The 26,792-nt window shown below is 72.8% G+C and carries 29 protein-coding genes; 26 read left to right on the forward strand and 3 right to left on the reverse strand.

The window, feature by feature from the left end:
* The first annotated feature begins 45 nt into the window (after nucleotides 1-45).
* Nucleotides 46-1,461: a PhoX family protein gene (locus tag HS041_RS08360; protein ID WP_196439896.1), complete on the forward strand. Its 1,416-nt coding sequence runs from the start codon at nucleotides 46-48 to the stop codon at nucleotides 1,459-1,461.
* A 138-nt stretch (nucleotides 1,462-1,599) separates the two neighbouring features.
* Here HS041_RS08360 and HS041_RS08365 read toward each other — a convergent pair whose 3' ends face one another.
* The 3 genes from HS041_RS08365 to HS041_RS08375 all read right to left on the reverse strand — a co-directional run bounded on the left by HS041_RS08365 (nucleotide 1,600) and on the right by HS041_RS08375 (nucleotide 5,502).
* Entirely contained in the window at nucleotides 1,600-2,346 is a 747-nt protein-coding gene (locus tag HS041_RS08365; protein ID WP_196439897.1) for a peptidylprolyl isomerase, read from the reverse strand.
* Between the two features lie 361 nt (nucleotides 2,347-2,707).
* Nucleotides 2,708-4,225, reverse strand: a complete 1,518-nt coding sequence (locus HS041_RS08370; protein WP_196439898.1) for an alpha/beta hydrolase — start codon at nucleotides 4,223-4,225, stop codon at nucleotides 2,708-2,710.
* 305 nt (nucleotides 4,226-4,530) lie between these two features.
* Nucleotides 4,531-5,502, reverse strand: coding sequence for a hypothetical protein (locus HS041_RS08375; protein WP_196439899.1), 972 nt, complete (start codon nucleotides 5,500-5,502; stop codon nucleotides 4,531-4,533).
* Between the two features lie 79 nt (nucleotides 5,503-5,581).
* Between HS041_RS08375 and HS041_RS08380 the strand changes: the two genes are divergently transcribed.
* The 25 genes from HS041_RS08380 (at nucleotide 5,582) to HS041_RS08500 (ending at nucleotide 26,780) form a co-directional block, all read left to right on the forward strand.
* Nucleotides 5,582-6,040, forward strand: coding sequence for a nuclear transport factor 2 family protein (locus tag HS041_RS08380; protein WP_196439900.1), 459 nt, complete (start codon nucleotides 5,582-5,584; stop codon nucleotides 6,038-6,040).
* Between the two features lie 14 nt (nucleotides 6,041-6,054).
* Entirely contained in the window at nucleotides 6,055-6,498 is a 444-nt protein-coding gene (locus tag HS041_RS08385) for a nuclear transport factor 2 family protein (RefSeq protein ID WP_196439901.1), read from the forward strand.
* A gap of 85 nt (nucleotides 6,499-6,583) precedes the next feature.
* Nucleotides 6,584-7,462, forward strand: a complete 879-nt coding sequence (locus tag HS041_RS08390) for an alpha/beta hydrolase (RefSeq protein WP_196439902.1) — start codon at nucleotides 6,584-6,586, stop codon at nucleotides 7,460-7,462.
* Nucleotides 7,459-8,283 (forward strand): NAD(P)H-binding protein, encoded by an 825-nt coding sequence (locus HS041_RS08395; RefSeq protein ID WP_196439903.1) that lies wholly within the window; start codon nucleotides 7,459-7,461, stop codon nucleotides 8,281-8,283. Before HS041_RS08390 ends, HS041_RS08395 begins: the two co-directional genes overlap by 4 nt.
* 42 nt (nucleotides 8,284-8,325) lie before the next feature.
* On the forward strand, nucleotides 8,326-8,676 hold the full coding sequence (locus tag HS041_RS08400; protein WP_196439904.1) for a holo-ACP synthase: 351 nt from the start codon (nucleotides 8,326-8,328) through the stop codon (nucleotides 8,674-8,676).
* A gap of 10 nt (nucleotides 8,677-8,686) precedes the next feature.
* Nucleotides 8,687-10,318, forward strand: a complete 1,632-nt coding sequence (locus tag HS041_RS08405; protein WP_196439905.1) for an NAD(P)H-hydrate dehydratase — start codon at nucleotides 8,687-8,689, stop codon at nucleotides 10,316-10,318.
* 52 nt (nucleotides 10,319-10,370) lie between these two features.
* Complete coding sequence (alr, locus tag HS041_RS08410; RefSeq protein ID WP_230878474.1) at nucleotides 10,371-11,498, forward strand: alanine racemase; 1,128 nt, start codon at nucleotides 10,371-10,373, stop codon at nucleotides 11,496-11,498.
* 11 nt (nucleotides 11,499-11,509) lie between these two features.
* A complete protein-coding gene (locus HS041_RS08415) occupies nucleotides 11,510-12,580 on the forward strand; it encodes an alpha/beta fold hydrolase (protein ID WP_196439906.1) in 1,071 nt (356 codons plus the stop codon).
* 22 nt (nucleotides 12,581-12,602) lie between these two features.
* Nucleotides 12,603-13,046 carry a tRNA (adenosine(37)-N6)-threonylcarbamoyltransferase complex ATPase subunit type 1 TsaE gene (tsaE, locus tag HS041_RS08420; RefSeq protein ID WP_196439907.1) on the forward strand — a complete coding sequence of 148 codons (444 nt, stop codon included), beginning with the start codon at nucleotides 12,603-12,605 and terminating at the stop codon, nucleotides 13,044-13,046.
* A 224-nt stretch (nucleotides 13,047-13,270) separates the two neighbouring features.
* Nucleotides 13,271-13,927 (forward strand): hypothetical protein, encoded by a 657-nt coding sequence (locus tag HS041_RS08425; protein ID WP_196439908.1) that lies wholly within the window; start codon nucleotides 13,271-13,273, stop codon nucleotides 13,925-13,927.
* 6 nt (nucleotides 13,928-13,933) lie between these two features.
* The gene (locus tag HS041_RS08430) at nucleotides 13,934-14,494 is read left to right on the forward strand and encodes a class F sortase (protein ID WP_196439909.1); all 561 of its coding nucleotides are present in this window, start codon (nucleotides 13,934-13,936) and stop codon (nucleotides 14,492-14,494) included.
* A 106-nt stretch (nucleotides 14,495-14,600) separates the two neighbouring features.
* On the forward strand, nucleotides 14,601-15,584 hold the full coding sequence (locus HS041_RS08435; protein WP_196439910.1) for an ABC transporter ATP-binding protein: 984 nt from the start codon (nucleotides 14,601-14,603) through the stop codon (nucleotides 15,582-15,584).
* On the forward strand, nucleotides 15,581-16,375 hold the full coding sequence (locus tag HS041_RS08440) for an ABC transporter permease (RefSeq protein ID WP_196439911.1): 795 nt from the start codon (nucleotides 15,581-15,583) through the stop codon (nucleotides 16,373-16,375). The genes HS041_RS08435 and HS041_RS08440 overlap by 4 nt, the downstream gene beginning before the upstream one ends.
* On the forward strand, nucleotides 16,372-17,703 hold the full coding sequence (locus tag HS041_RS08445) for a YcaO-like family protein (protein ID WP_196439912.1): 1,332 nt from the start codon (nucleotides 16,372-16,374) through the stop codon (nucleotides 17,701-17,703). Before HS041_RS08440 ends, HS041_RS08445 begins: the two co-directional genes overlap by 4 nt.
* A 15-nt stretch (nucleotides 17,704-17,718) precedes the next feature.
* Nucleotides 17,719-18,369 carry a TOMM precursor leader peptide-binding protein gene (locus HS041_RS08450; RefSeq protein WP_196439913.1) on the forward strand — a complete coding sequence of 217 codons (651 nt, stop codon included), beginning with the start codon at nucleotides 17,719-17,721 and terminating at the stop codon, nucleotides 18,367-18,369.
* Between the two features lie 8 nt (nucleotides 18,370-18,377).
* Entirely contained in the window at nucleotides 18,378-20,039 is a 1,662-nt protein-coding gene (locus HS041_RS08455) for a TOMM precursor leader peptide-binding protein (RefSeq protein ID WP_196439914.1), read from the forward strand.
* Nucleotides 20,036-20,767 carry a nitroreductase family protein gene (locus tag HS041_RS08460; protein ID WP_196439915.1) on the forward strand — a complete coding sequence of 244 codons (732 nt, stop codon included), beginning with the start codon at nucleotides 20,036-20,038 and terminating at the stop codon, nucleotides 20,765-20,767. Before HS041_RS08455 ends, HS041_RS08460 begins: the two co-directional genes overlap by 4 nt.
* A gap of 62 nt (nucleotides 20,768-20,829) precedes the next feature.
* The gene (locus HS041_RS08465; protein WP_196439916.1) at nucleotides 20,830-21,009 is read left to right on the forward strand and encodes a thiocillin family RiPP; all 180 of its coding nucleotides are present in this window, start codon (nucleotides 20,830-20,832) and stop codon (nucleotides 21,007-21,009) included.
* A 221-nt stretch (nucleotides 21,010-21,230) separates the two neighbouring features.
* Nucleotides 21,231-21,401 carry a thiocillin family RiPP gene (locus HS041_RS08470; RefSeq protein WP_196439917.1) on the forward strand — a complete coding sequence of 57 codons (171 nt, stop codon included), beginning with the start codon at nucleotides 21,231-21,233 and terminating at the stop codon, nucleotides 21,399-21,401.
* 17 nt (nucleotides 21,402-21,418) lie between these two features.
* Nucleotides 21,419-21,592: a thiocillin family RiPP gene (locus tag HS041_RS08475; protein WP_196439918.1), complete on the forward strand. Its 174-nt coding sequence runs from the start codon at nucleotides 21,419-21,421 to the stop codon at nucleotides 21,590-21,592.
* Between the two features lie 18 nt (nucleotides 21,593-21,610).
* Nucleotides 21,611-21,802: a thiocillin family RiPP gene (locus HS041_RS08480; RefSeq protein WP_196439919.1), complete on the forward strand. Its 192-nt coding sequence runs from the start codon at nucleotides 21,611-21,613 to the stop codon at nucleotides 21,800-21,802.
* Nucleotides 21,803-21,893: 91 nt separating this feature from the next.
* Nucleotides 21,894-22,079 carry a thiocillin family RiPP gene (locus HS041_RS08485; protein ID WP_196439920.1) on the forward strand — a complete coding sequence of 62 codons (186 nt, stop codon included), beginning with the start codon at nucleotides 21,894-21,896 and terminating at the stop codon, nucleotides 22,077-22,079.
* 204 nt (nucleotides 22,080-22,283) lie between these two features.
* The gene (locus tag HS041_RS08490) at nucleotides 22,284-23,354 is read left to right on the forward strand and encodes a PqqD family peptide modification chaperone (RefSeq protein WP_196439921.1); all 1,071 of its coding nucleotides are present in this window, start codon (nucleotides 22,284-22,286) and stop codon (nucleotides 23,352-23,354) included.
* Nucleotides 23,351-25,855, forward strand: a complete 2,505-nt coding sequence (locus HS041_RS08495; RefSeq protein ID WP_196439922.1) for a lantibiotic dehydratase family protein — start codon at nucleotides 23,351-23,353, stop codon at nucleotides 25,853-25,855. The genes HS041_RS08490 and HS041_RS08495 overlap by 4 nt, the downstream gene beginning before the upstream one ends.
* Complete coding sequence (locus tag HS041_RS08500; protein ID WP_196439923.1) at nucleotides 25,839-26,780, forward strand: thiopeptide-type bacteriocin biosynthesis protein; 942 nt, start codon at nucleotides 25,839-25,841, stop codon at nucleotides 26,778-26,780. The genes HS041_RS08495 and HS041_RS08500 overlap by 17 nt, the downstream gene beginning before the upstream one ends.
* Nucleotides 26,781-26,792: the final 12 nt, after the last annotated feature.

Here is a 26,792-nt window from a genome sequence, read left to right on the forward strand (position 1 = left end):
CGGAGGTTTACCGTGACCTGAATCACTGATTCAAGGAGTGGCTTCATGGATCGTCGTCGTTTCCTCGCCGGGACCGCAACGCTCGCGGCGGTGGGAGTGGCAGGGCCGTTCGCGGGAGTGGCCCGGGCGGGGAGCAGCGGGGAGATCCGGCCCGGCGGCGGGTACGGGCCGCTGGTCCCGGTCCCCGACGAGCGGGACGGGACGGTCCGGCTGCATCTGCCGGAGGGCTTCCGGTACCGCTCGTTCAACCCGGCGGGAGAGGCGTTCACCGACGGCACGGCCACTCCCGGCAGGCACGACGGCATGGCCGCCTTCCGGGGCCCGCGCGGCACCGCGATCCTGGTCCGCAACCACGAGGTCAACGGTCCCGTCGGCGCGTTCGGCGACCCGGCCAGAGCCTACGACCCGGCGGCGGGCGGCGGCACGGCGACGCTCCAGGTCACCCGCGACGGCCGGGTCCTCAGATCCGGGCCCAGCCTGACCGGCACCCAGATGAACTGCTCGGGCGGGCCGATGCCGTGGGGCGCGTGGGTGACGTGCGAGGAGACCGTCAACGGGCCGGACGTCGGCAACGACTTCACCGGTCAGGACAACACCAAGCTCACCCAGAAGCACGGCTACATCTTCGAGGTCCCCCTCGACGGCACGCCGAGCGGGCCGATCAGGAGCGCGGGCCGCTTCGCCCACGAGTCGGCCGCCTTCGACCCGCTGACCGGGGCGATCTACCTGACCGAGGACAACTTCGGCTTCGCCTCGGGCTTCTACCGCTACCTGCCGCCGAAGAACCCGATGCGCGCGGGGAGGATCCTGGACGGCGGCCGGCTCCAGATGCTCGCCGTACGGGGCGAGCCGGGCAAGAACCTCTCGCTCGGCCAGCCCGCCGGGGCCTCCTACCGGGTCACCTGGGTGGACATCGACGACCCGGACCCCGCCTTCACCGGGACGCCGAGCAACGACACCGCGATCCAGGCCGTCGGGAACCAGGGCCGGGCCAAGGGTGCGGCGCTGTTCTCCCGGCTGGAGGGGGCGATCCACCACCACGGGACGATCTACTTCGTCTCCACCCAGGGCGGCGCGACCGCTCCCGGCGACACCCCGCCCAGCGGGTTCGGCAAGGGGCGCGGCCAGGTGTGGGCGTACGAGTCGTGGAGCAACCGGCTGAAGCTGGTCTACGAGTCGCCGGGCGCGGTCACCCTCGACCTGCCCGACAACGTCACCACCAGCCCCCGGGGCACCCTGGTGCTGTGCGAGGACGGCGGCGGCGACAACTACCTGCGCGGGCTCACCCGCCGCGGCGAGATCTTCGACTTCTCCCGTCTGGTCCCCGTCGCCGGTGACTCCGGAGCCGAGTTCGCCGGCTCCACCTTCGGCCCCGGCGGTCACACCCTCTACGTCAACGTGCAGTCTTCTCAGGGCGTGAGCTTCGCCATCTGGGGACCCTGGCACCGCGGCGGCTTCTGACGCCGCCGTCCCCGTTCCCCGCCGCGGGGCGGCTCCGGGTCCGGAGCCGCCGGGCCCGCCGAAGGTGAAGACCAGGGAACCGAGCCGGTTACCGGGACCGGCGGCGGGGATGCGGACGAGGGCCGGTTCGACGGGCGCTCAGGGGCAGACCCGGGCGTCCTTGATGTCGGCGGGGAGGACGGGCCTGCCGTCGACCGGGGGAGTCGGACCTTCCGGGGTGGGCTGGATGCCGCCGGCGGCGATGCGGTCCAGGGCGGCGAGCCCGGCGGCGTCGACCGTCCCGAAGATCGTGTAGTTGGGTGACAGCCCGGAGTCGCCGTAGACCAGGAAGAACTGGCTGCCGTTGGTGTCCGGCCCGGCGTTGGCCATGGCCAGCACCCCACGCGCGTACGTCTTGCGCGTCCCGGTGGGGTCGCCCGGCCACGGCGGCAGATCGGTGGGCAGTTCGTCCTTGTACCGGTAGCCCGGTCCGCCCTCGCCGGTGAAGCTCGGGTCGCCGCACTGCAGCACCTTCAGCCGGTCGTAGGCGGTCAGCCGGTGGCAGGAGGTGGCGTCGTAGAACCCGTGCCGGACCAGGTGCACGAAGCTCTGCACCGTGCACGGCGCCTTGGCCGGGTCGAGGGTGAGCCCGATGTCACCGTGGTCGGTTTCGAGGACCACGGAGACCGGCCGGGTGGGGGTGCGGCGCGGATCCCGGGGCAGCGGGACCTTGCGCGCGGCCGGTTCGTCCGGGGTCTGGGTGTAGCGGCACGGGCCCTTCGTCGTCTTCGGCGGCCTGTCGCCGGCCGCCGATGCGGGCATGGCTCCGAGGGCGACCAGCGAGCCCGCCGTCACCGCGGTCACCGCAGTGCGTGCCGCGAGCCGTACCAGCGCTCTGCCGGACATGATGTCCTCCCTGGGGGGTCGGCGGGCTCTCCGAGGCCGTGATCGATCTGGCCGGTGCCGCTGAGGGTGGGGGTTCCGCTCCTCCGTGCGAGGGGAACGGCATACCCATCAGATCGGGTTTCGGGGTGAATATCCACATACCGAATTGCCGATGAGATCAGAGCTATGGACCGGGGCACCCGGTCCCGCAGGCATTCCGCCGTCGGAAACCACCCGCACCCGGCTGATGCGGGCGGGTCATTCCGTCCGGAGATTCTCCGGGCGCAGCGCCCCGTGCGGGATCGGCGGGCCCATGAGCACCGTGATCAAGCCCGGCACGCTCGACCGGCGCCGGTGTCCGGCCGGTGGTACGGGCGCCCCGTCACGAGCCGGGGCAGACGGTGTCCTTCGCGGGGACCTTCCCGTCGAGCAGGTAGGCGTCGGCGCTCCTCGTCACACAGGCGTCGGCCCCGTAGGCGCCGTGGCCCCCGCCCTCGAAGGTCACCAGCACGGCGGTCCCCAGCTGCCGGGCCAGGCTCGTTCCCCACCTGTACGGCGTGGCCGGGTCCCCGGTCGTGGCGATCACCAGGATCGGGTCCGAGCCGGTGGCGTCGATCTTGGCGGCCTCGTCGTCGCCGGCGACCGGCCATGCCGAGCAGACGGTCCCCTCCAGGGCGCCGCCGAACAGCGGAGAGACCTTGTGGGCCGCGGTCACGATTCCGGCCAGCTGCGCCGGGGTGGGCCGCTCGGAGGTGTCGGCGCAGCTCACAGCGGAGAAGCCGCCCATGAGGGTCGAGTAGGAGCCGTCGGGCTTGCGGCCGGTGTACTCGTCGGCCATGGCCAGCAGGAGCCGGCCGTCTCCTCTGGCGGCCGTGTCCAGCGCCTGCTCCAGCACCGGCCAGGCCTCCTCGGCGTAGAGCGCCGCCATGATCCCGGTGGTCGCCAGCCCGTCGGTGAGCCTCCGGTCGCCGACCTTCATGGGCGCGGCGTCCAGCCGGTTCACCAGGGCGCGGACCTTGCGATCGGCCGCGGTCCGGCCGGAGCCGAGCGCGCACGCCCCGGTCTTCTTCGTGACGCAGTCCTTCAGGAACGCCTCGTACGCCTGCTGGAACCCGGCCGCCTGGTCGAGGGTCTGCCGCCGGAACGACAGGCGCGGGTCCAGGGGGGCGTCCAGCACGAACCGGCCCACCCGCTCGGGGAACCTGCTGGCGTAGACGGCGCCCAGATGCGTGCCGTACGAGATGCCGAAGTAGTTCAGCCGCTCCTCGCCCAGCGCCCGGCGCAGGCGTTCCAGGTCGGCGGCGGCGTCGACGGTGCCCACGTGCGGCAGGACCGCTCCGGAGGTCTTCCGGCAGGCGGCGGCGAACTCTCCGACGGTCCGGTGCATGTGCGCGCGTTCGGCCGCGTCGTCGGGCTGGAAGTCCAGGGAGGTGAGCCGGGCGATCGTCGCGGAGGTGCCGCAGCGGACGCCGGAGCTGCGCTCCACCCCGCGCGGGTCGAAGGAGACCAGGTCGTAGCGGGCGCCCAGGGCTGCGTAGTCCCCGGCGAGCTGGGGCAGGGCGTCGACGCCGGAGCCGCCGGGGCCGCCGAAGTTGAACACCAGGGAACCGAGCCGCCTGCCGGGACCGGTGGCCTGGACGCGGACGAGGGCGATCTCGACGGTCGGACCGGAGGGGTCGGCGTAGTCGAGTGGCACGGTGAGCTTCCCGCACTGCGGGCGGGTGGTCCGGGCCGCGGGTCGCCCGGCGTCGGTGCAGACACCCCAGGCGATGGTGTCCGGCCCGGTCGCGCGCGCGGTGCCGCCGGCCGCGGCGGTCCGGCCGTCGGCGCGGGCGCCTGGAACCAGGATCAGGGGCAGCGCCGCCGTCGCAGCGATCACCGCAAGTTTCACAGAGCGCATGGATCTCCTTGGGCTTCTCGGTTCGAGGACGCACCTGAAAAGATCCACTGGTGTGACGTGCGGTGGATCGACCGAACGGCCGAGGTGAGGCGGGACGGGTCGACCGAACGGTCACGACGGATCGGGCCCGGGGTTCCGGCCTCGCGGGGCCGTACGGGTCGGGAACGGGCGGCGACCCCGAACGCCTCCCGGAGCCGGGCCACGGACGTCTCCACCGGTCGGCCGCACGGGTTCCGAGACCAGGGGGAGGGCGGCACCGGTCCTCCGCAGGGGCTGTGACGCCGTTCCGAGGGCGGGGCCCGGCGTCACAGCCAGCCCCGCTCCTTGGCGAGCAGGGCGGCCTGGAACCGGTTTCCGGCACCGAGACGATCCATCAGATCCGCCACGTGGGCCCGGAACTTGCGCAGGGAGATGTTCAGCGCGCGAGCCGCGACCTCGTCCTTGTCGTACAGGGCGAGCGACTGGAGCACCCGCCTCTCGATGGGGGCGAGCAGCGGTTCGTCCAGCTCACGGGCGCGGGCCCACATGCCCTCGAACATGTCGACGAGCAGGGCGACCGTGCCGGGCTGGCGGATCAGCAGGGCCCCCGCCGTTCTGTCCGCGGGATCCAGCTGCACGAACGCGACCGACCGGCTGATGACGAGCAGTTGCCTGGTGCATTCGGTGCTCAGGCGGCACAGGTCGCCCAAGGCGTTCCCCTCCCGCGCGAACGCCAGGTAGTCCGGGTCGGTCAGTGTCTTCTCGGGGACCAGGGTCCGGCTCACCAGTCCCGCCGCCAGCCGCCTGCGGAAGCGCAGCAGCTTCTCGTCGTCGCGCGGGATGCTCCGCGCCGCGCTCTTGACGTTCATGATCTCCTTGGCGGAGGAGAACTCTCGGATCCGCCGGTTCACGTTCTCCACGCCCTCGATCCGCTCGACGAGTTCGACGGGGCGGCCGCTGCGCTGCTCTTCCGTCAGGTCGCGCACGATGTCCCAGGCGGCGCTGAGCTGGTTGAGCTCGTGTGAGGTCTGCTCCACGCGGCGCCGGATGAGCCGGTCGACCGCGACCGCGGGAGGGACCGCGGTCAGGCCGTCGTCGACGATCCCCAGCGTCTTGAGCCTCTCGGCGATCGCGGGCACGTGGTGGATGCCGAGCTCGGCGGCGGCGGTGCCGAGGCCGGAGCGGGGTGCTCGCAGGAAGTACCGGTACACCCGCTCCTCATCTGCGGTCAGCCCAAGGCTCGTCAGGTTCAACTCCCACCCCCCGCCACCACCGCAGACGTGCAGCTTCGTGCACATTCTCTGCATCTTATTTACCTTGTTGCCGGTCCGCCCCCTGGTGATCCTTCTTGTCGACGCACCGACCGAAGGAGTCACCGTGGGGACGCTTGACGACCGTTTCGAGATCATTGATGTCTGCACACGTCTGGTCTGGCACACCGACCGGCGCGAGTGGGACCTGCTGGCCTCGGTTTTCGCCGAGAAGGTGATGCTCGACTACACGAGCCTCGACGGCGGTGAGCCGGTCACGCTCACCCCCGGCCAGATCGTCGGCGCCTGGTCGCAGGTGCTGGGCGCCTTCGACGCCACCCAGCACCTGCTCGGCAACCACCTGGTAACCACCGACGGCGACACGGCAGTGTGCACGGCCTCCTTCCAGGCCACGCACCGGCTGGCCGACCCGTACGGCTCGCCGCTGTGGACACTGGGCGGCACCTACCGCTTCGACCTGGTCCGCACGGCGGCCGGGTGGAAGATCGCCGGCGTGGTCATGACCTGGACCTGGGCCGACGGCAACAGGAACCTGATGGCCGCGGCCGCGGGAAGCGCCCGGTGAGGCACCGAACGTTCATGATCGCCGCAGGTGCGGTGGCCGTCCTCGCCGTCGGCGGCGGGGTGACGCTGGCAGCCGGCGACCAGCGGCAGGCCGTGACCGCCGACGCCGCCCGGCCGGCCCCGTCGCCCACGGCCCCGCGAGGGCCGCTGGACCCCGCCGCGCAGCGCTACTTCGACGCGGTGGCCGACGAGGACGTGGACGCCCTGGTGGACGCGTTCTCCCCGGACGCCGTCGTCGTCGACGTCGGCCGGGAGATCCGCGGCCACGCCGAGATCCGCCGGTGGGCGCGGAACGAGGTCGTCGGCGGCGTGTACACCGTGCTGGACCAGACCCCGCGACAGGGCGGCACCACCATCCTGGTCCGCTTCCAGCCGGGCGGTGCCGGCGGCTTCCGCGCCACGTACAGCTTCGACATCACCGGCGGCCTGATCGTCAGGGCCGACCTCCAGTACGCGTGAGGCGGGCACGGACAGCCCCCCGCGCCGAGTGCCTCCACCTCAGAGGGACAGCCCCCTCTGTGAACGACGGACCAAGGACACGACCATGGAAAAGATCGATTTCTCCAGTGACGGAGTGACCCTCAGGGGGAACCTCTTCCTGCCCGGCACCGACGCGCCCGCGCCCGCCGTCGTCGTGGCCGGCACGTGGACCAGCGTCAAGGAACTGATGGCCGACCGGTACGCCGAACGGCTCGCCCGGCGCGGGTTCGCGGCGCTGTCGTTCGACTTCACCGGATACGGCGAGTCCGGCGGCGAGCCCCGCGACGTGGAGGCGCCCGAGCGGAAGGTCCGCGACATCCACCACGCCGTGACCTTCCTCACCTCCCACCCGGCTGTGGACGCGGACCGGATCGGCGCACTCGGCGTGTGCGCGGCGGCGATGTACATGTCCGCCAACGCGGCGGACGACCCGCGGGTCAAGGCGCTCGCGCTGGTGGCGCCCTGGCTGCACGACGCCGCCATCTGCCGGGCCGCCTACGGCGGCGACCGGGCGGTGGCACAGAAGATCGAGGCAGGTGAGAAGGCGCGGGCCAGGTACGAGGCGACCGGCGAGGTCGACTACGTGCCGGTGGTCAGCGCCACCGACCGGCGCGCGGCCATGCCGTACGAGATCGACTTCTACCTCAACCCCCGGCGCGGCGGCATCCCCGCCTGGCCCAACCGGTTCGCGGTCATGGCCTGGAAGGACTGGCTGACCTTCGACTCGATCGCCTACGCGCCCCGCGTCACCCAGCCCACGCTGCTCGTCCACAGCGAGGACGCGGCCGTTCCCGAGGGTGCCCGCCGCTTCCACCGGGGACTGGGCGGGCCGAAGGACTTCCTGTGGACCCAGGGCGTCCAGTTCGACTTCTACGACCAGGAACCCCAGGTCACGGTCGCCGTCGACGCGGCCGCCGGGCACTTCGGAAGGACACTGCGATGATTCTCGTCACCGGGGCCACCGGCAACGTCGGCCGCGAGGTGCTGCGGGCGCTGGTGCGCGCGGGCGCGCCGGCCCGCGCGCTGCTCCGGACCGAGGGGGAGGACGTCGCCGGGGTGGAGCAGGTCACCGGCGACCTCAACGAGCCCGCCTCCCTGGAGGCGGCGCTGACCGGCGTGCGCGCGGTGTTCCTGCTCCCCGGCTACCGGGACATGCCGGGGCTCGCAGCGGAGATGACGCGTGCCGGCGTGGAACACGTCGTGCTGCTGTCGAGCCTGGCCGCCATGGCCACCGACACCGACAACGCCGTCTCCGAGTACATGATCCGCTCCGAGACCGCCGTCCGGGAGTCCGGTCTGGCCTGGACCTTCCTGCGGCCCAGCGCCTTCATGTCCAACACCCTGCGCTGGACGGCGCAGCTGAGGGCGGGCGACATCGTGCGCGACGCCTTCGGCGACGTGCCGACCGCGAGCATCGACCCCTACGACATCGCGGCCGTGGCCGTACGGGCGCTGCTCGCTCCGGGACACGAGGGCCGCATTCACCTGCTGAGCGGGCCGCACCCGCTCCTGCCCGCCGACCGGGTGCGTGTCCTGGGCCAGGTGCTCGGCCGCGATCTGCGGTTCGAGGGCCTCTCGGACGAGGACGCGCGGGCGCAGATGAGCGCCACCATGCCCGCCGCCTATGTCGAGGCGTTCTTCGGCTTCTACCGGGACGGGACGATCGACGAGGCCACCGTCCGCCCCGGCGTTCACGAAATCACCGGACGGCCTCCGCGGACCTTCGCGCAGTGGGCCGCCGGACAGGCGGACGCGTTCCGGTGAACGAACCGGCCGCCCGGCGGCGTCTCCCACTACCCTGGGCGGATGATCGTGGGAATCGGCGTGGACGTGGTCGACGTGGCCAGGTTCGAGGCGACGCTGGCCCGCACGCCCGCGCTGCGGGCCCGGCTGTTCACCGAGGGGGAGCGGGAGCTGCGGACGGAGTCGCTGGCCGCGCGGTTCGCGGCCAAGGAGGCCGTCGCCAAGGCGCTCGGGGCCCCGCCCGGGCTGCTCCACGCGGAGGCCGAGGTGGTGACCGCCGAGCACGGCCGTCCCGAGCTGCGGGTGACGGGCAAGGTCGCCGAGGTCGCCGCGGCGCTGGGGGTGACCCGGTGGCACGTCTCGCTGACCCATGACGGGGGCGTCGCCGTCGCCTACGTGATCGCCGAGGGCTAGATTCGGTGGGATGCGGATCGCGTACACCTCCGACCAGATCAGGGCGGCCGAGGCGGCGCTGATGGCGACGCTGCCCGAGGGCACACTCATGCAGCGGGCCGCCGCCGGGCTCGCGACGGCCTGCGCCGGGACGCTCGCCGGTACGGCCGGCGGGGTGTACGGCTCCCGCGTCGCACTCCTGGTCGGCAGCGGCGACAACGGCGGCGACGCCCTCTACGCCGGGGCGAGGCTGGCGGCCCGGGGAGCCCGGGTGCACGCGGTTCTCGCCGGGTCGCGGGTCCACGGAGCCGGGCTGGCGGCCCTTCGCCGGGCGGGCGGCCGGGTCGTGGACGCCCGCGGCGGCGCCTCCGGGGACGGCCAGCCCGGGACGGGCGCGCCCTCCGCCGGGACCACGGCCGCTCCCGCTCCGGGAACCGCCGGGGTCGGTGCGGCCCGAGCGGTGATCGCCGCCGCCGACCTGGTCGTGGACGGGCTGGTCGGGATCGGCGGGGCCGGGGCGCTGCGGGAGCCGTACGCGACGCTGGCGGGGATCACGCGGGAGGCGCCCGGCGCGGTCGTCGCGGTGGACGTGCCGAGCGGAGTGGACGCGAGCAGCGGGCGGGTCGACGGGGAGGCCGTCCGGGCGGACCTCACCGTCACGTTCGGGGCGCTCAAGACCGGGCTGCTGGTCGATCCGGGCGCCGGGCACGCGGGCCGCGTGGAGCTCGTCGACATCGGGCTGGGGCCGTACCTGCCGGATCCCGACGTGGCCGGGCTGACCGGGCAGGACGTCGCGTCGCTGCTGCCCAGGCCCGACGCCCGCTCCGACAAGTACCGCCGGGGCGTCGTCGGGATCGCCGCCGGGAGCCGCCGGTACACCGGCGCGGCGGTGCTGGCCGTGGCGGGCGCGATCCGGGCCGGGGCGGGCATGGTGCGCTACGCGGGAGCCGCCGAGCCGGCGGCCCAGGTGCGCGCCCGCTGGCCGGAGGCGGTGATCACCGAGCTGGCCCCGGCGGAGGAGACCGCAGGAACGAACCCGGCGGGGCAGGCCGGGGGCGCGGGCTCGGCGGGCCGGGGTCCCGCGGGCACCGGCCCGGGGAAGGGGATCGAGGAGGCGGGCCGGGTGCAGGCATGGGTGCTGGGCCCCGGCCTGGGCACCGACGCCTGGGCGCACGACGTGGCCCGCTCGGTCCTGGCGAGCGACGTCCCCGTGCTGGTGGACGCCGACGGCCTGACACTGCTGGCGGCCGACAGGTCGCTGCTGCGCCGCCGTACCGGAGCCCCCGTGCTCCTCACCCCGCACGCCGGCGAGCTGTCCCGGCTGCTGGGCGTGGACCGGGCGCGGATCGAGGCCCGGCGGCTGGAGCACGTACGGCGGGCGGCCGCGGAACTGGGCGCGACCGTGCTGCTGAAGGGGTCGACCACGCTGGTCGCCGAGGAGGGCAGGCCGGTCAGGGCCAACCCCGCCGGCAGTCCCTGGCTGGCCACCGGAGGCACCGGCGACGTGCTGGCCGGGCTCGCGGGCACGATGCTCGCGGCCGGGCTCGACTGCTACGACGCCGCCTCCTGCGCCGCGTACCTGCACGGGCTCGCCGGGCGGACGGGCCCGCTGGCCGCGGGAGACGTCGCCGAGGCGCTCCCGGCGATCATCCGGCGCCTGTGAGGTCGGTCGCGAATCGGCTTCGGCAACGGGACGGAGCTGCCAAACTGGAAAGATGAGCTTCCCGATGACTCCTGCCGAGGCGCGGGTGGACCTCTCGGCGATCCGGGAGAACGTCGCGCTGCTGCGGAGCCATGCTCCCGGGGCTCTCACAATGGTCGCGGTCAAGGCCGACGCCTACGGGCACGGGCTCGTCGCCGGCGGGCGGGCCTGCCTGGAGGGCGGCGCCGAGCGGCTCGGCACCGCCTACATCCGGGAGGCCCTCGCACTGCGGGCCGCCGGCGTCACCGCGCCGCTCCTGTCGTGGATCATCCCGCCGGGCGAGCCGCTGGAGGAGGCCGTCGAGCAGGACGTGGAGCTGTCGGCCGCCGCCCCGTGGCTGGTGGACGCGATCGCCGAGGCGGCGGGCCGTACCGGGCGGACGGCACGGGTGCACCTGAAGGCCGACACCGGCAGCGGACGCGGCGGCTCGCCGCTCGCGGACTGGCCCGGGCTGGTGGACCGGGCGCTGGCCAGGCGGGCGGAGGGGACGATCGAGATCGCCGGTCTCTGGTCGCACTTCGCCTGCGCCGACATCCCCGGGCACCCTTCGATCGACGCCCAGCTCGGCGCGTTCGACGAGGCGCTGGCGGTGGCGGAGAAGGCGGGCGCGGGCGGGTCCCACGTGATCCGCCACATCGCCAACTCGGCGGCGAACCTGACCCTTCCGAAGGCCCGCTACGACATGGTCCGGCCGGGCATCGCGGCCTACGGGCTGAGCCCCATCCCCGAGCTGGGAGACTTCGGACTGCGCCCGGCGATGACGCTGTCGGCGCGGATCGCCCTGGTCAAGCGGGTTCCGGAAGGTTCTGGTGTGTCCTATGGGCACCTGTATGTTACAGATCGCGAAACAAAGCTTGGTCTAGTCCCGCTCGGGTATGCGGACGGCATCCCGCGGCACGCCACCAACCGGGCGGAGGTGCTGGCGGGCGGCCGGCGGCGGCGGATCGCCGGGCGGGTCTGCATGGACCAGTTCGTGATCGACGTGGGAGACGACCCGCTGGCCGAGGGGGACGAGGTGATTCTGTTCGGTGACGGCTCACAAGGGGAGCCGACCGCGCAGGAATGGGCGGATTCCCTTGGCACGATCACACATGAGATCGTGACCGGGATCGGTTCGCGCGTGCCACGCGTTTACCGGTGAAGGGGGTCTGAATGACTAAGACACGACGCAGGGTCGGCGTCGCGAGCGCGGTCGTCGGCGCGGCGTCCGCCGGTGTGGCGGCGGCAGCCTTCGCCAAGCGGTACGCCGTGGGCCGGATCCGGCTGCGTCCCGACCCGGAGGCGAGCGAGCCGCTGGGAGAGCTGCGCGGGCGCCAGGTCACGATCACCACCTCCGACGGCGTGTCCCTGCACGCCGAGGTGGACGGTCCCGAGGAGGCGCCGCTGACCGTGGTGTTCTGCCACGGCTACACGCTCACCCTCGACTCCTGGCACTACCAGCGGCGCGACCTGCGCGACGACCACCGCCTGGTGCTGTGGGACCAGCGCTGCCACGGTCTCTCCCAGCGCTGCTCGGCCGACGACTCCACGATCGACCGGCTCGGCGACGACCTGTTCGAGGTGCTCCGGGAGCTGGTGCCCGGTCCGTGCGTGCTGGTCGGGCACTCCATGGGCGGCATGACCATCATGGCGCTCGCCGACCGGCACCCCGAGCTCTTCGGCGACCGGATCAAGGGCGTGGCACTCATCGGCACCTCCGCCGGTAGGCTGGCGGAGGTCTCCCTCGGCCTGCCGGCGCTGCTGTCCAAGGCGGTGCACAAGGTCACGCCGGGCGCGGTGTCCCTGCTCGGCCGCCGGGGAGAGCTGGTCGACCGGGGCCGCCACGCGGCCAGCGACATCGCCTTCCTGGTCCTGCGCAACCTCGGCTTCGGCGACTCCAAGAACGTCAGCCCCACAGTGGTGGACTTCGTCGAGTCGATGATCCGCTCCACCCCCTTCGAGGTGATCGCGGACTTCTACCCGGCGCTGATGTCGCACGACAAGCTGACCGCGCTGAACGTCCTGGACGACGTGCCGACCTCCATCGTGGTCGGCGACAAGGACTGGCTGACGCCCGTCGAGCACAGCAAGGCCATCGCGGCCGCGCTGCCGCGCGCATGGTTCACCGAGGTGCCCGACAGCTCGCACCTGGTCCACCTGGAGCGGCCGGCCGCGGTGAACGACGCGCTGCGCGACCTGCTGAAGCGGGCCGCGGCCGAAACGGGAACGGAAGGCGGCCGGTGAGGGCCGCCACGGGAGCAGGTGAATGGTGAGAGTCGTCGCGACCGCCGAGGAGATGCGGGAACTGGGCGCGGAGCTGGCCGCGCTGCTGCGCCCGGGGGATCTGGCGGTGCTCTCCGGCCCGCTGGGCGCCGGCAAGACGACCCTGGTCCAGGGGATCGCCGAGGGGCTCAAGGTGCGCGGGCCGATCACCTCGCCGACCTTCGTGATCGCCCGGGTGCACCCCTCGCTGGCGGACGGCCCGCCCCTGGTGCACGTGGACGCCTACCGGCTCGGCGGGAACCTCGAGGTCGACGACCTGGACCTGGACGCCTCGCTGGAGGAGTCGGTGACGCTCGTCGAGTGGGGCGAGGGCCTGGTGGAAGGGCTCGCCGAGGACCGGCTGGAGGTCTTCATCGACCGGGGCGAGAGCGACGAGCGCACGGTACGGCTCCGCGGGGTCGGCCCTCGCTGGCAGGGCGTCGTCTGATCCGGCGATGCCTTTCCGCGGATTCGGGCCTGTCCGATTCGGGAGTGCCGCCGGATTCACTCCCGTAGAGAGCGGAATCCTGGCACTCTGACACTACGCCCCACTTGGTCTAGATCATTGCGGCTGATGATCGACTCTTACGGGTTTGCCCATGTTTAATGGGGACAGGTGGGAAGTCCGGCCGGGCGAGGGTCGTCGGCCGGAGCGCGAAGTGGAGTGCGACGGTGCCAAGGGTCAAGCGTGTCGCGGTTCTCGGGGCCCTCGGGGTCACCGCCCTGGTCGTGACGACCGGATGTACGGCCGAGGCCTCGGGCAGCCCCACGGGCACGCCCTCGCCCACCGTGTCCCAGACGGGAGCCGGACGTGCCGACATCGAGGTCCAGCTGCAGCCCGCCAGCGTGAGGGCGGGCGGGAAGGTCTGGGTGCTGGCCAACTGCCCGATCCCGCAGGGCGGTCCCCAGCACCGGGGCATCGCCTCCTCTGAGGTCTTCGACACCGCGGTCACGCTCGACCCCATCCTGGTGACCCCCACTCCGGCGCCCTCCGGAACCGCCACGCCCACGCCCCGGCCGTGGGTCCGGGGCCAGGCGACGGTCGCCGACGACGCCGAGGTCGGCGTGTACGACATCAACGCCAGGTGCGAGGGGACCAACGACACCGGCACGGCCGCCCTGCGGATCCTGCCCGACAGCACGCCCACCGCCCGGCCGACCACCACCCGCACCCCCATCAGCACCCGGGGCCCGGGCACCGGCGGCGGCGGCACCGCGGCCGGCGGCCCCGGCGACTCGGGCATGCCCCTGGGGGTCACCGGCGCGCTGCTGGCGGCGGCCCTCGCGGGCGGCGTGGGTCTCGCGGTCGTACGGCGGCGCCGCCCGTAACCTCCGATGGCCGAGTCCCGCTGGTCACGGGTCGTCGTGGCCGGAATCATCACCGGCGCCGTCATGGTCGCCATCAGCAACGGCGGCGAGGACGCTCCGCCCGCCCAGGCGAAGGTCGTGCCCAGCCGCATCGACATCCCGTCGCTGGGCATCAAGGCGCCGCTGATGAAGCTCGGCGTCACCGACGGGGAGATCGAGCTGCCGCCGTACGAGAAACCGGACGTCGCGGGCTGGGTGAAGGACACCGCGGTCCCCGGCGACCCGGGCTCCGCCGTCATCCTCGGGCACGTCGACACCAAGACCGACCCGGCCGTCTTCTACAGGCTCAAGGAGATGCGGGCGGGTCAGGCCATCAAGGTCGTGCGCAGCGACGGCAAGGTCGCCCAGTACCGGGTGGACGCGATCGAGCAGGTCGCCAAGGACAGGTTCCCCGCCGACAGGGTCTACCTGGAGGACGGCCTGCGGCTGATCACCTGCGGCGGGAAGTTCGACTGGGACGAGAACGAGTACGACGACAACGTGATCGTCTACGCCACCCTGGTGGAGCCGGCGGACGCCGGGGCCTGACCGCGAAGGCACCGAGAAAACACCGAGAAAACCGCGACGAAATCCATCGTTCCTAATCTCACAGCCATAGATCGAAGAGCAGGTCACGGCAGTGAGAGAGAACGGCATGGTAATGCTCGACAGCGGGAAACGTGCCGAGCGCACGGAGTCGCCCGCGAGTCCCGACCGGAAACCCGCGATAGAGATCAGCGGTCTGGTGAAGGTCTACGGCGGACATCGCGCCGTCAACGGCCTCAGCCTGGCCGTCGCTCCGGGAGAGGTCTTCGGACTGCTCGGACCCAACGGAGCGGGCAAGACCACGACGGTGGAGTGCCTCGTCGGCCTCCGCGAGCCGACGGAGGGCGGCATCGAGGTCCTCGGCCTCGACCCCCTGCGCGACCGTGCGGAATTCGTCCGGCGCGTGAGCGTGCAGCCGCAGGAGGCGTCGCTCTTCCCCACTCTTACGGTCGAGGAGACGCTGCGGCTGTGGGCCTCCCTGCACGTCGAGCCCCGCGGCGTCGCCGACACGATCCGGCGGATCGGCCTGGAGGAGCAGGCCCGGGTCAAGGCCAAGGCGCTGTCCGGGGGCCAGCGCCGCCGGCTCCTCCTCGGGGTCGCGGTCATCGCCAACCCCCGGGTGCTCGTCCTCGACGAGCCCGCCGCCGGCCTGGACCCCCAGGCCCGCCAGCAGCTCTGGGAGCTGATCAGAGCCGAACGCGCCGACGGGACCACGGTGGTCCTCACCACGCACGACATGACGGAGGCCACCGAGCTCTGCGACCGGGTGGGCATCGTCGTGGGCGGCCGGCTGGTCTGCCTGGGCACGCCCCGCGAGCTGGTCCACCGGCTCGGCGTCGCCCACGAGGTGTCCTTCGAGACCGAGGCCGACCTCACCGCGGTCGAGTCCCTGGACTGCGTGACGGGCGTCTCGGTGGAGGGGCGGAGGGTGACGGTCACCACCGACGACACCGACGAGGTCGTCCGTACGGTGGCGGGCCTCGCCGCCCGGCACATCGAGGTCCGCACCGGCCAGTTGGAGGACGTCTTCCTCAGGCTGGCCGCCGAGCACCACGAGAGCACCTCCGCCGAGCGGAACGGAGCGGGCAGATGACGTCCCTCACCAGCCCTCCGGCCCGTGTCCGGGAGTCCGGAGCGTTCGCCGAGCTGGCCAAGGCCAACGCCCGCGAGCTCGTCAGGGATCCCAAGAACTTCTTCTTCGTCCTGGTCTTCCCGCTCATCTTCATGGCCCTGTTCCTCTTCATGGGAACGCTCAACCCGGCCGACGGCGCCGGCGACTTCGACCCGATGCGGGCGGGCATCCCAGCGGTCCTGCTGATGGCCTTCATGTCCCTGGCCTTCTTCGGTACGGCGACCCCGCTGATCTCCCTGCGGCAGAAGGGGACGCTGCGCATGCTGGGCACGACGCCTCTGAACAGGACGGTCTTCATCCTGGCCCAGGCACCGGTGCGCTTCGCCATCGCGCTCGGCCAGCTGGCGGCGCTCTCGACGGTGGCCCTGGCGACCGGTTTCCTGGAGCCCTCCGCGATCGGCAGGCTGCTGATCAGCTGCGTCCTCGGCCTGGCGATGCTCTTCGCGCTCGGCTACATGGTCGCGGCCCGGATGCGCAACCCCGAGCTCGCCAACGGCGTGCTGGCGCTGGTCATGCCGGTGCTGCTGATGTTCTCCGGAGTCTTCCTGCCGATGGAGATCTTCCCCGAGACGGTCCGCGCCGTCGCGGAACGCCTGCCCACCTCCTACTTCGCCGACGCGCTCCGCCAGGACCTGGTCGGGGTACCCGGAGGATCGATCGTCACCGCGTGGCTGGTGATGGCGGGAGTGGCGATCGTCGCCGCCACGGTGGCCGTCACCCTGTTCAGCTGGACGGACGGTGAGAAGCGATGACCGCCGGAACCGCGGAGCCCCTGGGCGCACTCACCGACCTCGACCGCCTGGTCGGCTCCTACGGCCTGGTCAGCCGCGTGCAGCAGCTGCCCAACCATCCGGGAGAACCCCGCTTCCCCATCTTCGCCGCCTCGCTGGGCGACCTGACCGCGGTCGCGGCGAACATCGCCGAGTCCGCTGCCGGATCCGACATCCGCGGCAGCATGGACGGGGCCGGCGGCGCCCTCAGCACCGAACGGGCCGGTCGGCTCTGCGTCGCCGAGTCGCTGGAACGCTACTCCAGCTGCGTCTTCGACGAGTCGGCCCTGACCTGGGCCACCGCGCAGGAGCTCGGGGACGAGGCGCTGGACCTCAGCACGGTCCCGCGCTGCGCGCCCCGGGAACTGGCCCATCCCAAGAGCCTGGTCACCGCGCCCGACCCGGCCGGCCCGATGCGCTGGGCCCGCGGCTGGTCGCTCACCGGGAACCGGCCGGTCTGGGTGCCCGCGGTGATGGTCTGGATGCACATCAGGGCCAAGTCGGCCGCCGAGCGGTTGACGATGCCGATCTCGACCGGTTGCGCCGCCCACTCCGATCTCGCCGCGGCGCTCGTCGGAGCGATCTGCGAGGTGGTGGAGCGCGACTCCATCGCCCTGACCTGGCTGCAGCGCATCCCCTGGCCGCGCATCGAGCTGGACGAGATCCCCGAACGGCTCGCGCCGTACGCGGAGCGGTACCGGGCCAGCCACGTGCGGACCCTCTTCTACGACGCGACCACCGACCTGGGCATCCCGACGATCTACTCCATCGACCTGACGCCGGACAACGAGGTCCTGGGCCAGCTGGTGATGTGCAACACCGCCCTGGACCCGGTCACCTCGATCGGGAAGATCATGCGGGAGTCGGCGTCGTCCAGGATCGCCATGCAGGTTCCCCGTCCCCGGCCGGAGGATCCCGACGAGTTCCTCAACGTCTTCCACGGGGCCTCCTACATGGGAGCGCCGGACCGGATCGGCGACTTCGCCTTCCTGACGGACGGCAGGGAGCGGCGGGCTCTGTCGGGCATGCCGGACCTGTCCACCGGCACCCCCGACGGGGACCTGCGCCTCCTGGTGGACCGGCTCAAGGCCGCGGGCTGCGATGTGATCGCCGTCGAGATGACCACGGACGAGGCCCGGGACGTCGGTTTCCGGGTGGTCCGGGTGATCATCCCGCAGCTCATGCCGCTCTCGTTCATCCACACGGCCCGCTACACGGCCCACCCCCGTCTCTACGAGGCACCGGCCCGCCTCGGCTACCCGGTGCACGCCGAGGCCGATCTCAACCCGCTTCCCCAGCCCTTCGCCTGAGAGGAGGACGACACGATGCACGAGCTTCACATGATCACCCTGGGGGCCTTCGGCGCCGCCGTGGCCGAGCGGGTGCGCGAGCGCTTCGGCGCGGCGGCCGTCACCCCGGCCGACGAGCACGGCTATCTCGACTCCTCGCTCTGGCCCAACGCCCGCGTCCGCGTGCTCGCCGCCTTCCGGCCCGCGCCGAGGCTGGAGGAGACGCTCGACGGCGCCTCCTTCGCCCACCGGACGCCGTGGTTCCCGGTCGTCGCGGAACACCCCCGGCTCAGGGTCGGACCGGTCGTCGCCCCCGGCCACGGCGCCTGCGCCCGCTGCTTCCAGGACCGGCGCCGGCAGCACGACCCGGGCCACCGGCTGAGCGGCAGGCTGGCGGACGCCTACACCGCCGATCCCGCCCTCGGACCCGGCGGGTACCTGCCCCACCACGTCGAGCTGGCCGCCCTGCTCACCGTGCAGCTCGTGGAGTCGGTCCTCGACGACGGCGGCGCCGCCGAAGCGGGCCACGTCCGCCACTTCCACCTGCTGGACGGCACCCTGGGCCGGTCCGCGGTCGTCGGCGTGCACGGCTGCCGCCGCTGCCGCACCACGCCCGACCAGCGGGAGTCGACGTGGCGGGACCTCGCGAACGAACTGCCCGAGCTGCTCGCTCCGACCCACGGATAGGACGACCGATGGCCAAACCGAGCCTGATCCCCGCCGAGGCGATGAGCCACGCGGTGGCCTCCGACCCGCAGTTCCGCATGCCCCGCCGCCCGCGCCTCGCCCCCGGCCTGGTGACACTGCCCCTCCCCGACGGGCTGCTCGTCGAGGGCACCCCCACCCGGCAGGCGTTGCGCGGCGCCGCGGCCCGGACGCTGATCCCCCGGCTCCTGCCCGAGCTCGACGGGCGCAGGGACGTGGCCGAACTCGCCGCCGACCTGGACCTGCCGCCGGCGCACCTGCACCAGGCCGTCTCCCTGCTCTACACCTGCGGCATGCTGGAGGACGCCGCGGGGCCGGAGATGCCGCAGGACACGCCCGAGCCGAGCGCGGTCTTCCTGTCCCGGTCCATCGACTCCAGCCGGGTCAACGTCTCCGGGGGCGAGGCGGCCCGCAGGCTCGCCGCAGCACGGGTCTCCCTCGCCGTCGCCGACCCGCGGCTCGCCGCGGCCGTACGGCGGGCGCTCCTGGACGGCGGGATCGGCACCGTGACGTCCTGGGACGGGGAAGGGAAGGGAACGGACCTGCTCGTTCTGGCGGGGGACCTCCCCACCGATCCGGGCGTGCCGATCCTGCCCCTGCGGCTGGACGGCGGCGTCGCCTGGCTGGGGCCGTACGTCGACACCTCCTTCACCGCCTGTGCGGAGTGCGTCGCCGCGCAGCGGGACACCGGAGAGGCGCGCGAGGTCCCCGAGCCGTCGGAGCCGGACCCGGACCTGGCCGCGGACCTGGCCGCGGCGCTCGTCACGGCGGAGGCGGTCGCGCTCCTGTCCAGGGTGGGCTCCACGCACACGCTGCACGGCCTGGTCAGGATCGACCTGACCGGCTGGCACCAGCGTTCCTACCCGCTCGCGGGGCTGCCCGGCTGCCCGCGCTGCGGCGACGGCGGCCCGCCGGAGCCCGAGGCGCCCGCCGCGCTCGCCTACGAGGAGTCGGTGGCCTTCCCGCCCCGCAGGCTCACCAACCCCCGTGACCACCAGGTGCACTACCGGCCGGGGAACATCGCGCTCCAGATCGAGTGCAAGCGCTGGCCGTCCGCGCGGCACGTCCCGCTGCCCGACGCTCCGGGACCGGAAGGCTCCGGGCCCGTGCCGGCCGGCACGCTGGTCGCCGCGGGCCGGCACCTGGACGCGGCTGCTCTGGGCGCGCTGCTGCGGCGGGCCGGCGGGCTGCGCGACGACGGGGCGACCGGCTCCCACAAGGTCCAGCGCTGGGCCCCGACCGGGGGCAACCTCGGCTCGGCGCAGCTTCACGTGATCGCCCGTGACGTCGACGGCCTCGACCCCGCGGTGTACGGCTACCGCGTCGACAGCCACCGGCTCGCCGACCTGGTCTGGGCCGATCCGTACGAGCCGATCGCCGGGCTGGTCGACGCCGAGGCGACCATCGTGATCACCGGAGCCCTGAACCGGGTGGCGTCCAAGTACTCCACCTTCGCCTGGCGGGTCGTCCACCTCGACGGCGGCGTCGCCCTCGCCCAGCTCCGCCTGGTCGCGGCCGAGCGGGGCATCGCCACCCGCGTGGTGCCGCGCTGGGACGACGCCGCGCTCGCCGGGCTGCTGTCCATCGACCTTGACACAGAACCGATCACCGCGGTCCTCGCGGTCAACCCGATGACGGAGGAGGCGCGATGACCGTCCTACGCGACCACATCGGAATCTTCACGCGGTTGCGCGAGGAGAGCCGGCTGACGGCCGAGGACGTGCTGAGGGGGCCGGCCCCCGGGACGGGGCCGGTCCGGCCGGTGGGCCCGCGCGGGGCCGGGCCGGACCTCGCCCAGGTGCGACCGGTAGCGGCCCCGCCGGCGGACAGGCCGCTGGAGGAGATCCTCGCCAACCGTGTCTCGATCCGTGACTACGCCGACAGGGCGGTGCCGGTCGAGGTGATCGCGGCGAGCCTCGCCGCGGCGTTCCGGACGGACCGGGAGGGCTGGCCCGACGACTGCGCGGCGGGTCACGAGCTCGGCGTGCTCGTCGCCGCCCGCACCGTCGCCGGACTGGAACAGGCCGTCTACCGGGCCGACGAGGACGGAGCCCGGTTGGTGCCGCTCGCCGGCCTGGCGGACGGACGGGCGGCGGAGGAGATGGTGCTGCAGATCGAGTACGCCGCCAGCCCCGTCATCCTGGCCGTCACCGGGTCGCTGTCGACCGCGCTGTCCCGGCACGGCGCCCACGGCCACCGGTCGCTGATGGCCAGGGCGTCCGGGCTCGCGTACACGGCCCTGATCCACGCGAGCGCGTACGGGCTGGTGGGCAGCGTCTTCGCGGGATTCCTCCAGTCGGGTCTGCGCCCGCTCGTGGACCTGGACGGCTACCGGCAGCGGCAGCTCTTCGCCGTCTCCCTCGGCTACCCGCGCCCCTGAGACCTCCGTACGGCGCCCGCCGTACGGGAAACCGAGAAACACCACGAGAAAGGAGTGGGCACATGACCCACAACCCCCACGAGTCGGTCGACCTCTACGCCGAGGACCTGGCCGAACTGCAGGCGGAGGACCTCCCCGGCGACACCGCTCTGGCGTCCCTCAGCACCGCCTCCTCGACCAGCTCCGCCTCCTGCCCGGTCAGCTCGGCCAGCTCGGCGACCACCGCCAGCAGCTACGGGTGACAGACCGCGTTGACCGTGTGAACCGCTGAGGAGGTGACGGAAATGGACATGGACCTGTTCGCCGAGGAGATCGGCGACGACGAGCTCTACCTGTACCAGCTCAGCGAGACGACGCTGCTGGGCTCACTGAGCACCGCGAGCACGGCCTGAACACCCTGTTCTGCCATGTCCGTCCGACACTTCCCGGCAGATCAGGAAACCCCCAGAGAAAGGACGTCGGGATGACCGACAAGCACATCGACCTCTACGCGGAGGAGCCCTCCGACTTCCAGGCGGAGGAACTCAACGAGGCCCACCAGCTCGGTGCGGTCGGCGCACTCAGCAGCGTCGGCACCGCCGGTTCCGCCTCCTGCCCCCTGGCCAGCGCGTCGAGCGTCTCCTCGCTCGGCTGAAGAAGAAAGGAAACGAAATGGCTGACGACAAGGACATCGACCTCTACGCGGAGGAGCCGGAGGAGTTCTCCGTGGAGGAGCTCGCCGACACCAACCTGCTCGGCACCTGGAGCAGCGCCGGCTGCGCCGGTTCCGCCTCCTGCCCCGCGTCCACCTCGTCCAGCGCCTCCAGCGCGTCGTCCTTCGGCTGAACCGGACAGGAGAGCCAGATGACCGACCAGAACCAGGCCCCGGACGCCGGGCGGATCGACCTGGCCGCCGAGGAGGTGGGCGCCGAGGAGCTCGGCGAGGTCACCTCGGCCGGCTTCACCACCGCCAACACGGCGTTCACCGGCGGGACCGCGAGCTGCCCGGGCTCCTCGGCCAGCACCGCGTCGACCTTCTCCAGCAGCGGCGGCTGAGACGCCCGGCCGGATGCCCCGGGAACGAAGGCAGCGCTCCCGTGGCATCCGGCTCCCGGATCCGATTCCCACATGACGAAAGGCACAGAAGATGACCGACCAGAACCCGAACATCGACCGGATCGACCTGGCCGCCGAGGAGGTGGGCGCCGAGGAGCTCGGTGAGGTCACCTCGGCCGGCTTCACCACCGCCAACACGGCGTTCACCGGCGGGACCGCGAGCTGCCCGGGCTCCTCGGCCAGCACCGCGTCGTCCTTCTCCAGCACCGGCAACTAGCCGCATCGAGGAACACGTAGTGCCGGGACCCGCCACAGGTCCCGGCACTGTCGGCGCAGGCGGCCGGCTCCGACTACACACGCGCCGAGCGTGAAGGCAGCACGTTCGGCACGAAGACCAGAAAGGCGCACTATGCGATCCGCCACCCAGCATAACCCCGCCGGAACCGCAGCGCATGGCACGGTCGCTGCGGACACCGACTGGATGCGCACCATCCCTCTCCAACTCAAGCCGGACGTCGAGGTGATCACCGGTATCGACGACCGGCCACTGCTGTTCAACCCGGCCACCGGGCGCTACGTCGCCCTCACCCCCGCGGGCGCGCGCATGCTCGGTCTGCTCGACGGGAGCAGGACGGGCGCCGCCATCACGGACCGGCTCGCCGGCGACCGTGCGGACCTGCGCGAGCGCATCGACGGCTTCCTGGGAGACCTCCGTCAGGCGGGCGTGCTCACCGTCGAGCCGCGGGAGCCCGACCGCAAGTCCAGGATCCTGCGCTTCTCACTGCGCGAGCACATGCCCAGGCTCAAGCTGACCGGCCGGATCGAACACGTCATGGAACCGGTCGCCGCACTGCTGCGCCGGATCCCCGCGCGGCTGCTGACCGGCGCCGTGCTGGCGCTGGTGCTGGCCGGTCTCCTGATCGGCGGCTACGCGCTGACCCACCCCGAAGGCCACGCCTACCCGGCGCTGTGGTGGGTGGCCCTGCCGATCCTGATCGTCCAGGTCGTCTTCCACGAGGCCGCGCACGCGCTGGCCTGCCAGTATCTCCGCGCCCCGATCAGGGAGGCCGGGGTGGGGCTCATGCTCTACTTCATGCCGGTCGCCTACGTCGACAGGACCGACGCCTACCGGATCAGGAGCAGGGCGGGCCGGGTGATGATCGCGCTCGCCGGACCCTTCAGCGACCAGGTCTGGTTCGGGGTCACGGGGGTGGTCGCCCTCACGGTCACCGGGACGGTCGGCGACATCGCCTACGTGCTGCTCGTCTTCCAGGCGCTGCTCACCATCGTCAACCTCAACCCCCTGCTGCCCTCGGACGGCTACCACGCCGCCGCGGCGGCCGTCAGGGCGGTCAACCTGCGGGGCCGGGCGTTCGCCTACCTGGCGCACGTGGTGCTGCGCAGCCCCCTGCCGTCGAGCATGCACGGGCTGGGCGGATGGAAGCGGGCGGGCTACCTGCTCTTCGGCGGCCTGTGCTTCCTCTACGCGGCCGGTCTGGCGGTCCTCGTCCTCAACAACCTGTGGTCCATGATCGGGGGGCTGTTCGGATGACCGTGACCCTTCCGGCCCCCGTGGCCGCCGGCCCCGAGCTCTCCGGCCCCCGGGTGGACCGCGTGTGCGGGCTGCCGGTCGAGGCGGTCGGCTTCGGCCTGGCCGAGACAGGCCTGCTGCTCGACGGGATCGCCGAGTGCGACGCGTTCCTCGCCGAGGTGGCCGACCAGGTCAGCGACACCCTCTACCGGCTGGTCCCGCTGCTCGACCACGATCCGGGGCTGCGCCGTACCGTGCTGAAGGTCAGGCGGGCCACCCGCAGTGACAAGCCCGTGGGCGTCGGAGAGGCGGAGCTGGAGCGGATCGCCGGGGCCCTGCCCTCCGACGAGGCGGGCCTGTTCCGCCGCTGGTCCGCGACCGCGCTGGCCCGCGCCCGCCTGCTCGACCGGTTGCCCGGCGTCTACGAGCGGGAGACCGCCGCGGCCGGGTCGCGCCTGCGCGACCTGCTCGCCGAGCCCGCCCTGTCGACCGGGATCGCCCACGCCAGCGCCGACCTGCTCAAGCACGTCGACGTCGAGGCCTTCCACCCCGGAAGCAAGACCTCCCGCTCGGTGCTGTCGTACGCGGTCCGGGCGGCACGGAAGACCAGCCCCTTCTCCACCTTCACCGGCATCGGCATGGACGGCAGGCGCAGCGGCGGGCGGAGCAACACCGCGCTCTCCCAGACCCACGTCTTCGCCTGGCTGCAGGCGCTGGTCAGGGACGAGCGGCTGGTCACCGCCTTCGACCTGGAACCGATCGAGGCGGTGCGCACGATCGACGGCGAGCCGAGGGCGCTGGTGTCGGCGTACCGGATCGGGGACGCCTTCGCGTGGCGCACCGACGAGATGATCGACATCTCCGTCTACCGGAAGGTCATGCAGTCGCTGGCGGGGATAGGCCGGGCCGGAGCCGCCGAGTACATGATCCGGCTGGGCGGAGCCGATCCCTTCGCGGCGCTGCAGCGGCTGCTGGACGCCGGGATGCTGCGGGTGGTCGCCCCGTGGGTGCGGGGGGACCCGGCCCCGCTGCTCGCCGTGGCCGACAACGTGCGGCGGGTCGGCACGGAGTACGCCGCGGCCATGGCGGACACGCTCCGCCGGCTGCACGCCGACGCGCTGGCGCTCGCCGACCACGACGGCCCGCGACGGGTGCGCACCCTGGAGGCGATGGCCGACCGGGCGCAGACGGAGCTGAAGCGGCTGGGCGTCGCCGAGGATCGCACCGGCTTCGCCGTCTATGACGACGCCGAGACGATCGTGGACGTCCCCTCCCTCGGAGATCACGTCGAGGCCGACCTGCGTGAGCTGGCCGAGCGCATGCGGCCGATGATCTTCCGCAGTCACATGTACGACATGCTCGTCGATATCTTCGTGGAGCGGTACGGCGCCGGCGGGCGCTGCCCGGACGCCCTGCGCTTCTGCATGGAGGTCTCCAACACCCCCGATCTCACCCGGCGGCTCTACGCGGCCATCCGCGCCGACGCGCAGACCCGCGGACGCGCCACCGAGCGGGCCTGGCTGCCGGTCGGGCCGAGCTCGGCGCCGCCCACCGTGGCCGTCGCCTACCAGCTCGCGGCGGAGTCCGAGCAGGCGCTCCACCGCGGCGGCCACCGGCTGGTGGTCAACCAGCTCAACCCCGGCTCCGGCGGCCTGGTGGCGCGCTTCCGCACCGTGCTCGACGGCCCGGACGGGCTGGCCGACCGGCTGCGCGCCTGGACGAGCGGGAACTTCCCGGAGGCGCAGCCACGCGAGCTGGTGATCTCCGCCGACGTCAACGGTCTGCAGTACGCCTGCTGCGGCGCGATCCCCGCGCTCACCTGGCCGAGCGAGCTGCCGCTGGCCGACGGCGGCGACACGCTCGCGGTCAGCGAGCTGTCCGTCGTCCACGACGCCGCGGCGGGCACGCTCACGCTGCTGGATCCGCACGGCCGCCCGGTGGCCCCGGTCTACCTGGGCGTCGTGCCCCAGCATCTGGTCCTGGGCCCGGCCCGCTACCTGATGGTGATCGGCGACCCGTGGGTGCAGGGCAGCGGCCTGTCCTGCGCGCGCAGCCCCTCCGATCGGATCACCGAGCCCGCCGGCGAGGTGGAGACGACCGCCCGCCAGGGCTTCGGGAGGGTCGTGACCAAGCGGGCGACCTGGCGGATCCGCCCCGCGGACTTCCCCCGGCCGGAGCGCGGCGAGCCCGCGGCCGGCTACTTCCACCGCGCCGACCGGTGGCGGCGGCGGCTCGGCATCCCCGAGGAGGTCTTCCTCTCGCTGGAGACCCCGGGCATCTCGATGGAACACGGTAAGCGCAAACCCGTGCTCCTGGACTTCCGCAGCCCCCACTCGCTGCACGCCGCCGCCGGTCTGGCCGTCGACGGCGTGGTGGCGATGTCGCTGGCCGAGTCGCTGCCGGGACGGCACGGCTACTGGCTGCCCGGCCCGGACGGCCGCCACGCCGTGGAGCACGTGTCGTACCTGCGCTGGGAACGCCCGCGCTCCGACGGGGGGCGAACCGATGCTCGACACGCCTGAGTGGTGGTTCGTCCGGCTGTACACCGGCGGATTCGCCGCCAGCGACCTGCTGGTCACCGAGGTGCTGCCGCCGCTGGTCGCCGAGGCGCGGGCGCACGGCGCGTTCCGCTGGTTCTTCATCCGCTACACCGACCCCTCCGGGCCCCACCTGCGAGTACGGGTCTTCGGCCCGAGGGAGACCGTCGACCGGATGCACCGGTCGCTGGCCCGGGTCCAGCGCCACGCCGACGCCATGGTGGCCGCGGTGGACGATGACGCGGTCTGGCTGGCCTCGATCCCCATGCGCCGGATGCTCGGCGACTCCGGCACCGGTCTCGCCTCGGGACTGTACGAGCCCGAATACGGCAAGTACGGCGGACCGCAGGGTGTCGAGCTGGCCGAACGGGTCTTCGAGTTCTCCAGTGATCTGGCCATCTGGGCCACGACCCGGTTCAGGAAGGTCCCCGAACGGGCCGCGTTCGCGGTGCTCCTGCTGCGGGAGGCCGTCCGGGCGCTGATCGAGGGCCGTCCGGGGGACCTCAGCCCCGAGCCGGTGATGCCTTCCGCCGACCGGCGGCGGCAGGCCGTGAGCTGGGAGCGCTACTGGGATCGGCACCTCGCCTGGTGGACGGCCGACCTGGCGCGGCACGCCCCCGAGCTCCAGGCGGAACTGCGGCGGAGCGCGGAACGGGATCCGCGGGGCGTGCGTTCGATCGCGGCCTCGCTGCTCACCGACAGCACGGTGGATCCGTGGCTGCGCCGCTGGGGCCAGGTCATCGACGACTCGCTCGTCCGGGCCCACCGCATGCGCGTCGGCCTCACTCCGCAACACCTGGTCTTCCACCAGTCGCACATGATGATGAACCGCCTGGGCTTCCTGCCCAGGGAGGAAGCGCTGCTCGGCATCGTCGCAGCCGGCCAAGAGGCGAAGGCACCCGTCGGATGACGAAGGAGAAAG

This window comes from Planomonospora sp. ID67723, from assembly GCF_015711605.1.
Classification (GTDB): domain Bacteria; phylum Actinomycetota; class Actinomycetes; order Streptosporangiales; family Streptosporangiaceae; genus Planomonospora_A.

What these genes read in the sequence shown, in the direction of transcription:
- HS041_RS08360 (WP_196439896.1), top strand. Translation starts at nt 46, where the DNA reads ATGGATCGTCGTCGTTTCCTCGCCGGGACCGCAACGCTCGCGGCGGTG.
- HS041_RS08365 (WP_196439897.1), bottom strand. Translation starts at nt 2,346, where the DNA reads ATGTCCGGCAGAGCGCTGGTACGGCTCGCGGCACGCACTGCGGTGACC.
- HS041_RS08370 (WP_196439898.1), bottom strand. Translation starts at nt 4,225, where the DNA reads ATGCGCTCTGTGAAACTTGCGGTGATCGCTGCGACGGCGGCGCTGCCC.
- HS041_RS08375 (WP_196439899.1), bottom strand. Translation starts at nt 5,502, where the DNA reads ATGTGCACGAAGCTGCACGTCTGCGGTGGTGGCGGGGGGTGGGAGTTG.
- HS041_RS08385 (WP_196439901.1), top strand. Translation starts at nt 6,055, where the DNA reads ATGATCGCCGCAGGTGCGGTGGCCGTCCTCGCCGTCGGCGGCGGGGTG.
- HS041_RS08390 (WP_196439902.1), top strand. Translation starts at nt 6,584, where the DNA reads ATGGAAAAGATCGATTTCTCCAGTGACGGAGTGACCCTCAGGGGGAAC.
- HS041_RS08395 (WP_196439903.1), top strand. Translation starts at nt 7,459, where the DNA reads ATGATTCTCGTCACCGGGGCCACCGGCAACGTCGGCCGCGAGGTGCTG.
- HS041_RS08400 (WP_196439904.1), top strand. Translation starts at nt 8,326, where the DNA reads ATGATCGTGGGAATCGGCGTGGACGTGGTCGACGTGGCCAGGTTCGAG.
- HS041_RS08405 (WP_196439905.1), top strand. Translation starts at nt 8,687, where the DNA reads ATGCGGATCGCGTACACCTCCGACCAGATCAGGGCGGCCGAGGCGGCG.
- alr (WP_230878474.1), top strand. Translation starts at nt 10,371, where the DNA reads ATGAGCTTCCCGATGACTCCTGCCGAGGCGCGGGTGGACCTCTCGGCG.
- HS041_RS08415 (WP_196439906.1), top strand. Translation starts at nt 11,510, where the DNA reads ATGACTAAGACACGACGCAGGGTCGGCGTCGCGAGCGCGGTCGTCGGC.
- tsaE (WP_196439907.1), top strand. Translation starts at nt 12,603, where the DNA reads ATGGTGAGAGTCGTCGCGACCGCCGAGGAGATGCGGGAACTGGGCGCG.
- HS041_RS08430 (WP_196439909.1), top strand. Translation starts at nt 13,934, where the DNA reads ATGGCCGAGTCCCGCTGGTCACGGGTCGTCGTGGCCGGAATCATCACC.
- HS041_RS08435 (WP_196439910.1), top strand. Translation starts at nt 14,601, where the DNA reads ATGGTAATGCTCGACAGCGGGAAACGTGCCGAGCGCACGGAGTCGCCC.
- HS041_RS08440 (WP_196439911.1), top strand. Translation starts at nt 15,581, where the DNA reads ATGACGTCCCTCACCAGCCCTCCGGCCCGTGTCCGGGAGTCCGGAGCG.
- HS041_RS08445 (WP_196439912.1), top strand. Translation starts at nt 16,372, where the DNA reads ATGACCGCCGGAACCGCGGAGCCCCTGGGCGCACTCACCGACCTCGAC.
- HS041_RS08450 (WP_196439913.1), top strand. Translation starts at nt 17,719, where the DNA reads ATGCACGAGCTTCACATGATCACCCTGGGGGCCTTCGGCGCCGCCGTG.
- HS041_RS08455 (WP_196439914.1), top strand. Translation starts at nt 18,378, where the DNA reads ATGGCCAAACCGAGCCTGATCCCCGCCGAGGCGATGAGCCACGCGGTG.
- HS041_RS08460 (WP_196439915.1), top strand. Translation starts at nt 20,036, where the DNA reads ATGACCGTCCTACGCGACCACATCGGAATCTTCACGCGGTTGCGCGAG.
- HS041_RS08465 (WP_196439916.1), top strand. Translation starts at nt 20,830, where the DNA reads ATGACCCACAACCCCCACGAGTCGGTCGACCTCTACGCCGAGGACCTG.
- HS041_RS08470 (WP_196439917.1), top strand. Translation starts at nt 21,231, where the DNA reads ATGACCGACAAGCACATCGACCTCTACGCGGAGGAGCCCTCCGACTTC.
- HS041_RS08475 (WP_196439918.1), top strand. Translation starts at nt 21,419, where the DNA reads ATGGCTGACGACAAGGACATCGACCTCTACGCGGAGGAGCCGGAGGAG.
- HS041_RS08480 (WP_196439919.1), top strand. Translation starts at nt 21,611, where the DNA reads ATGACCGACCAGAACCAGGCCCCGGACGCCGGGCGGATCGACCTGGCC.
- HS041_RS08485 (WP_196439920.1), top strand. Translation starts at nt 21,894, where the DNA reads ATGACCGACCAGAACCCGAACATCGACCGGATCGACCTGGCCGCCGAG.
- HS041_RS08490 (WP_196439921.1), top strand. Translation starts at nt 22,284, where the DNA reads ATGCGCACCATCCCTCTCCAACTCAAGCCGGACGTCGAGGTGATCACC.
- HS041_RS08495 (WP_196439922.1), top strand. Translation starts at nt 23,351, where the DNA reads ATGACCGTGACCCTTCCGGCCCCCGTGGCCGCCGGCCCCGAGCTCTCC.
- HS041_RS08500 (WP_196439923.1), top strand. Translation starts at nt 25,839, where the DNA reads ATGCTCGACACGCCTGAGTGGTGGTTCGTCCGGCTGTACACCGGCGGA.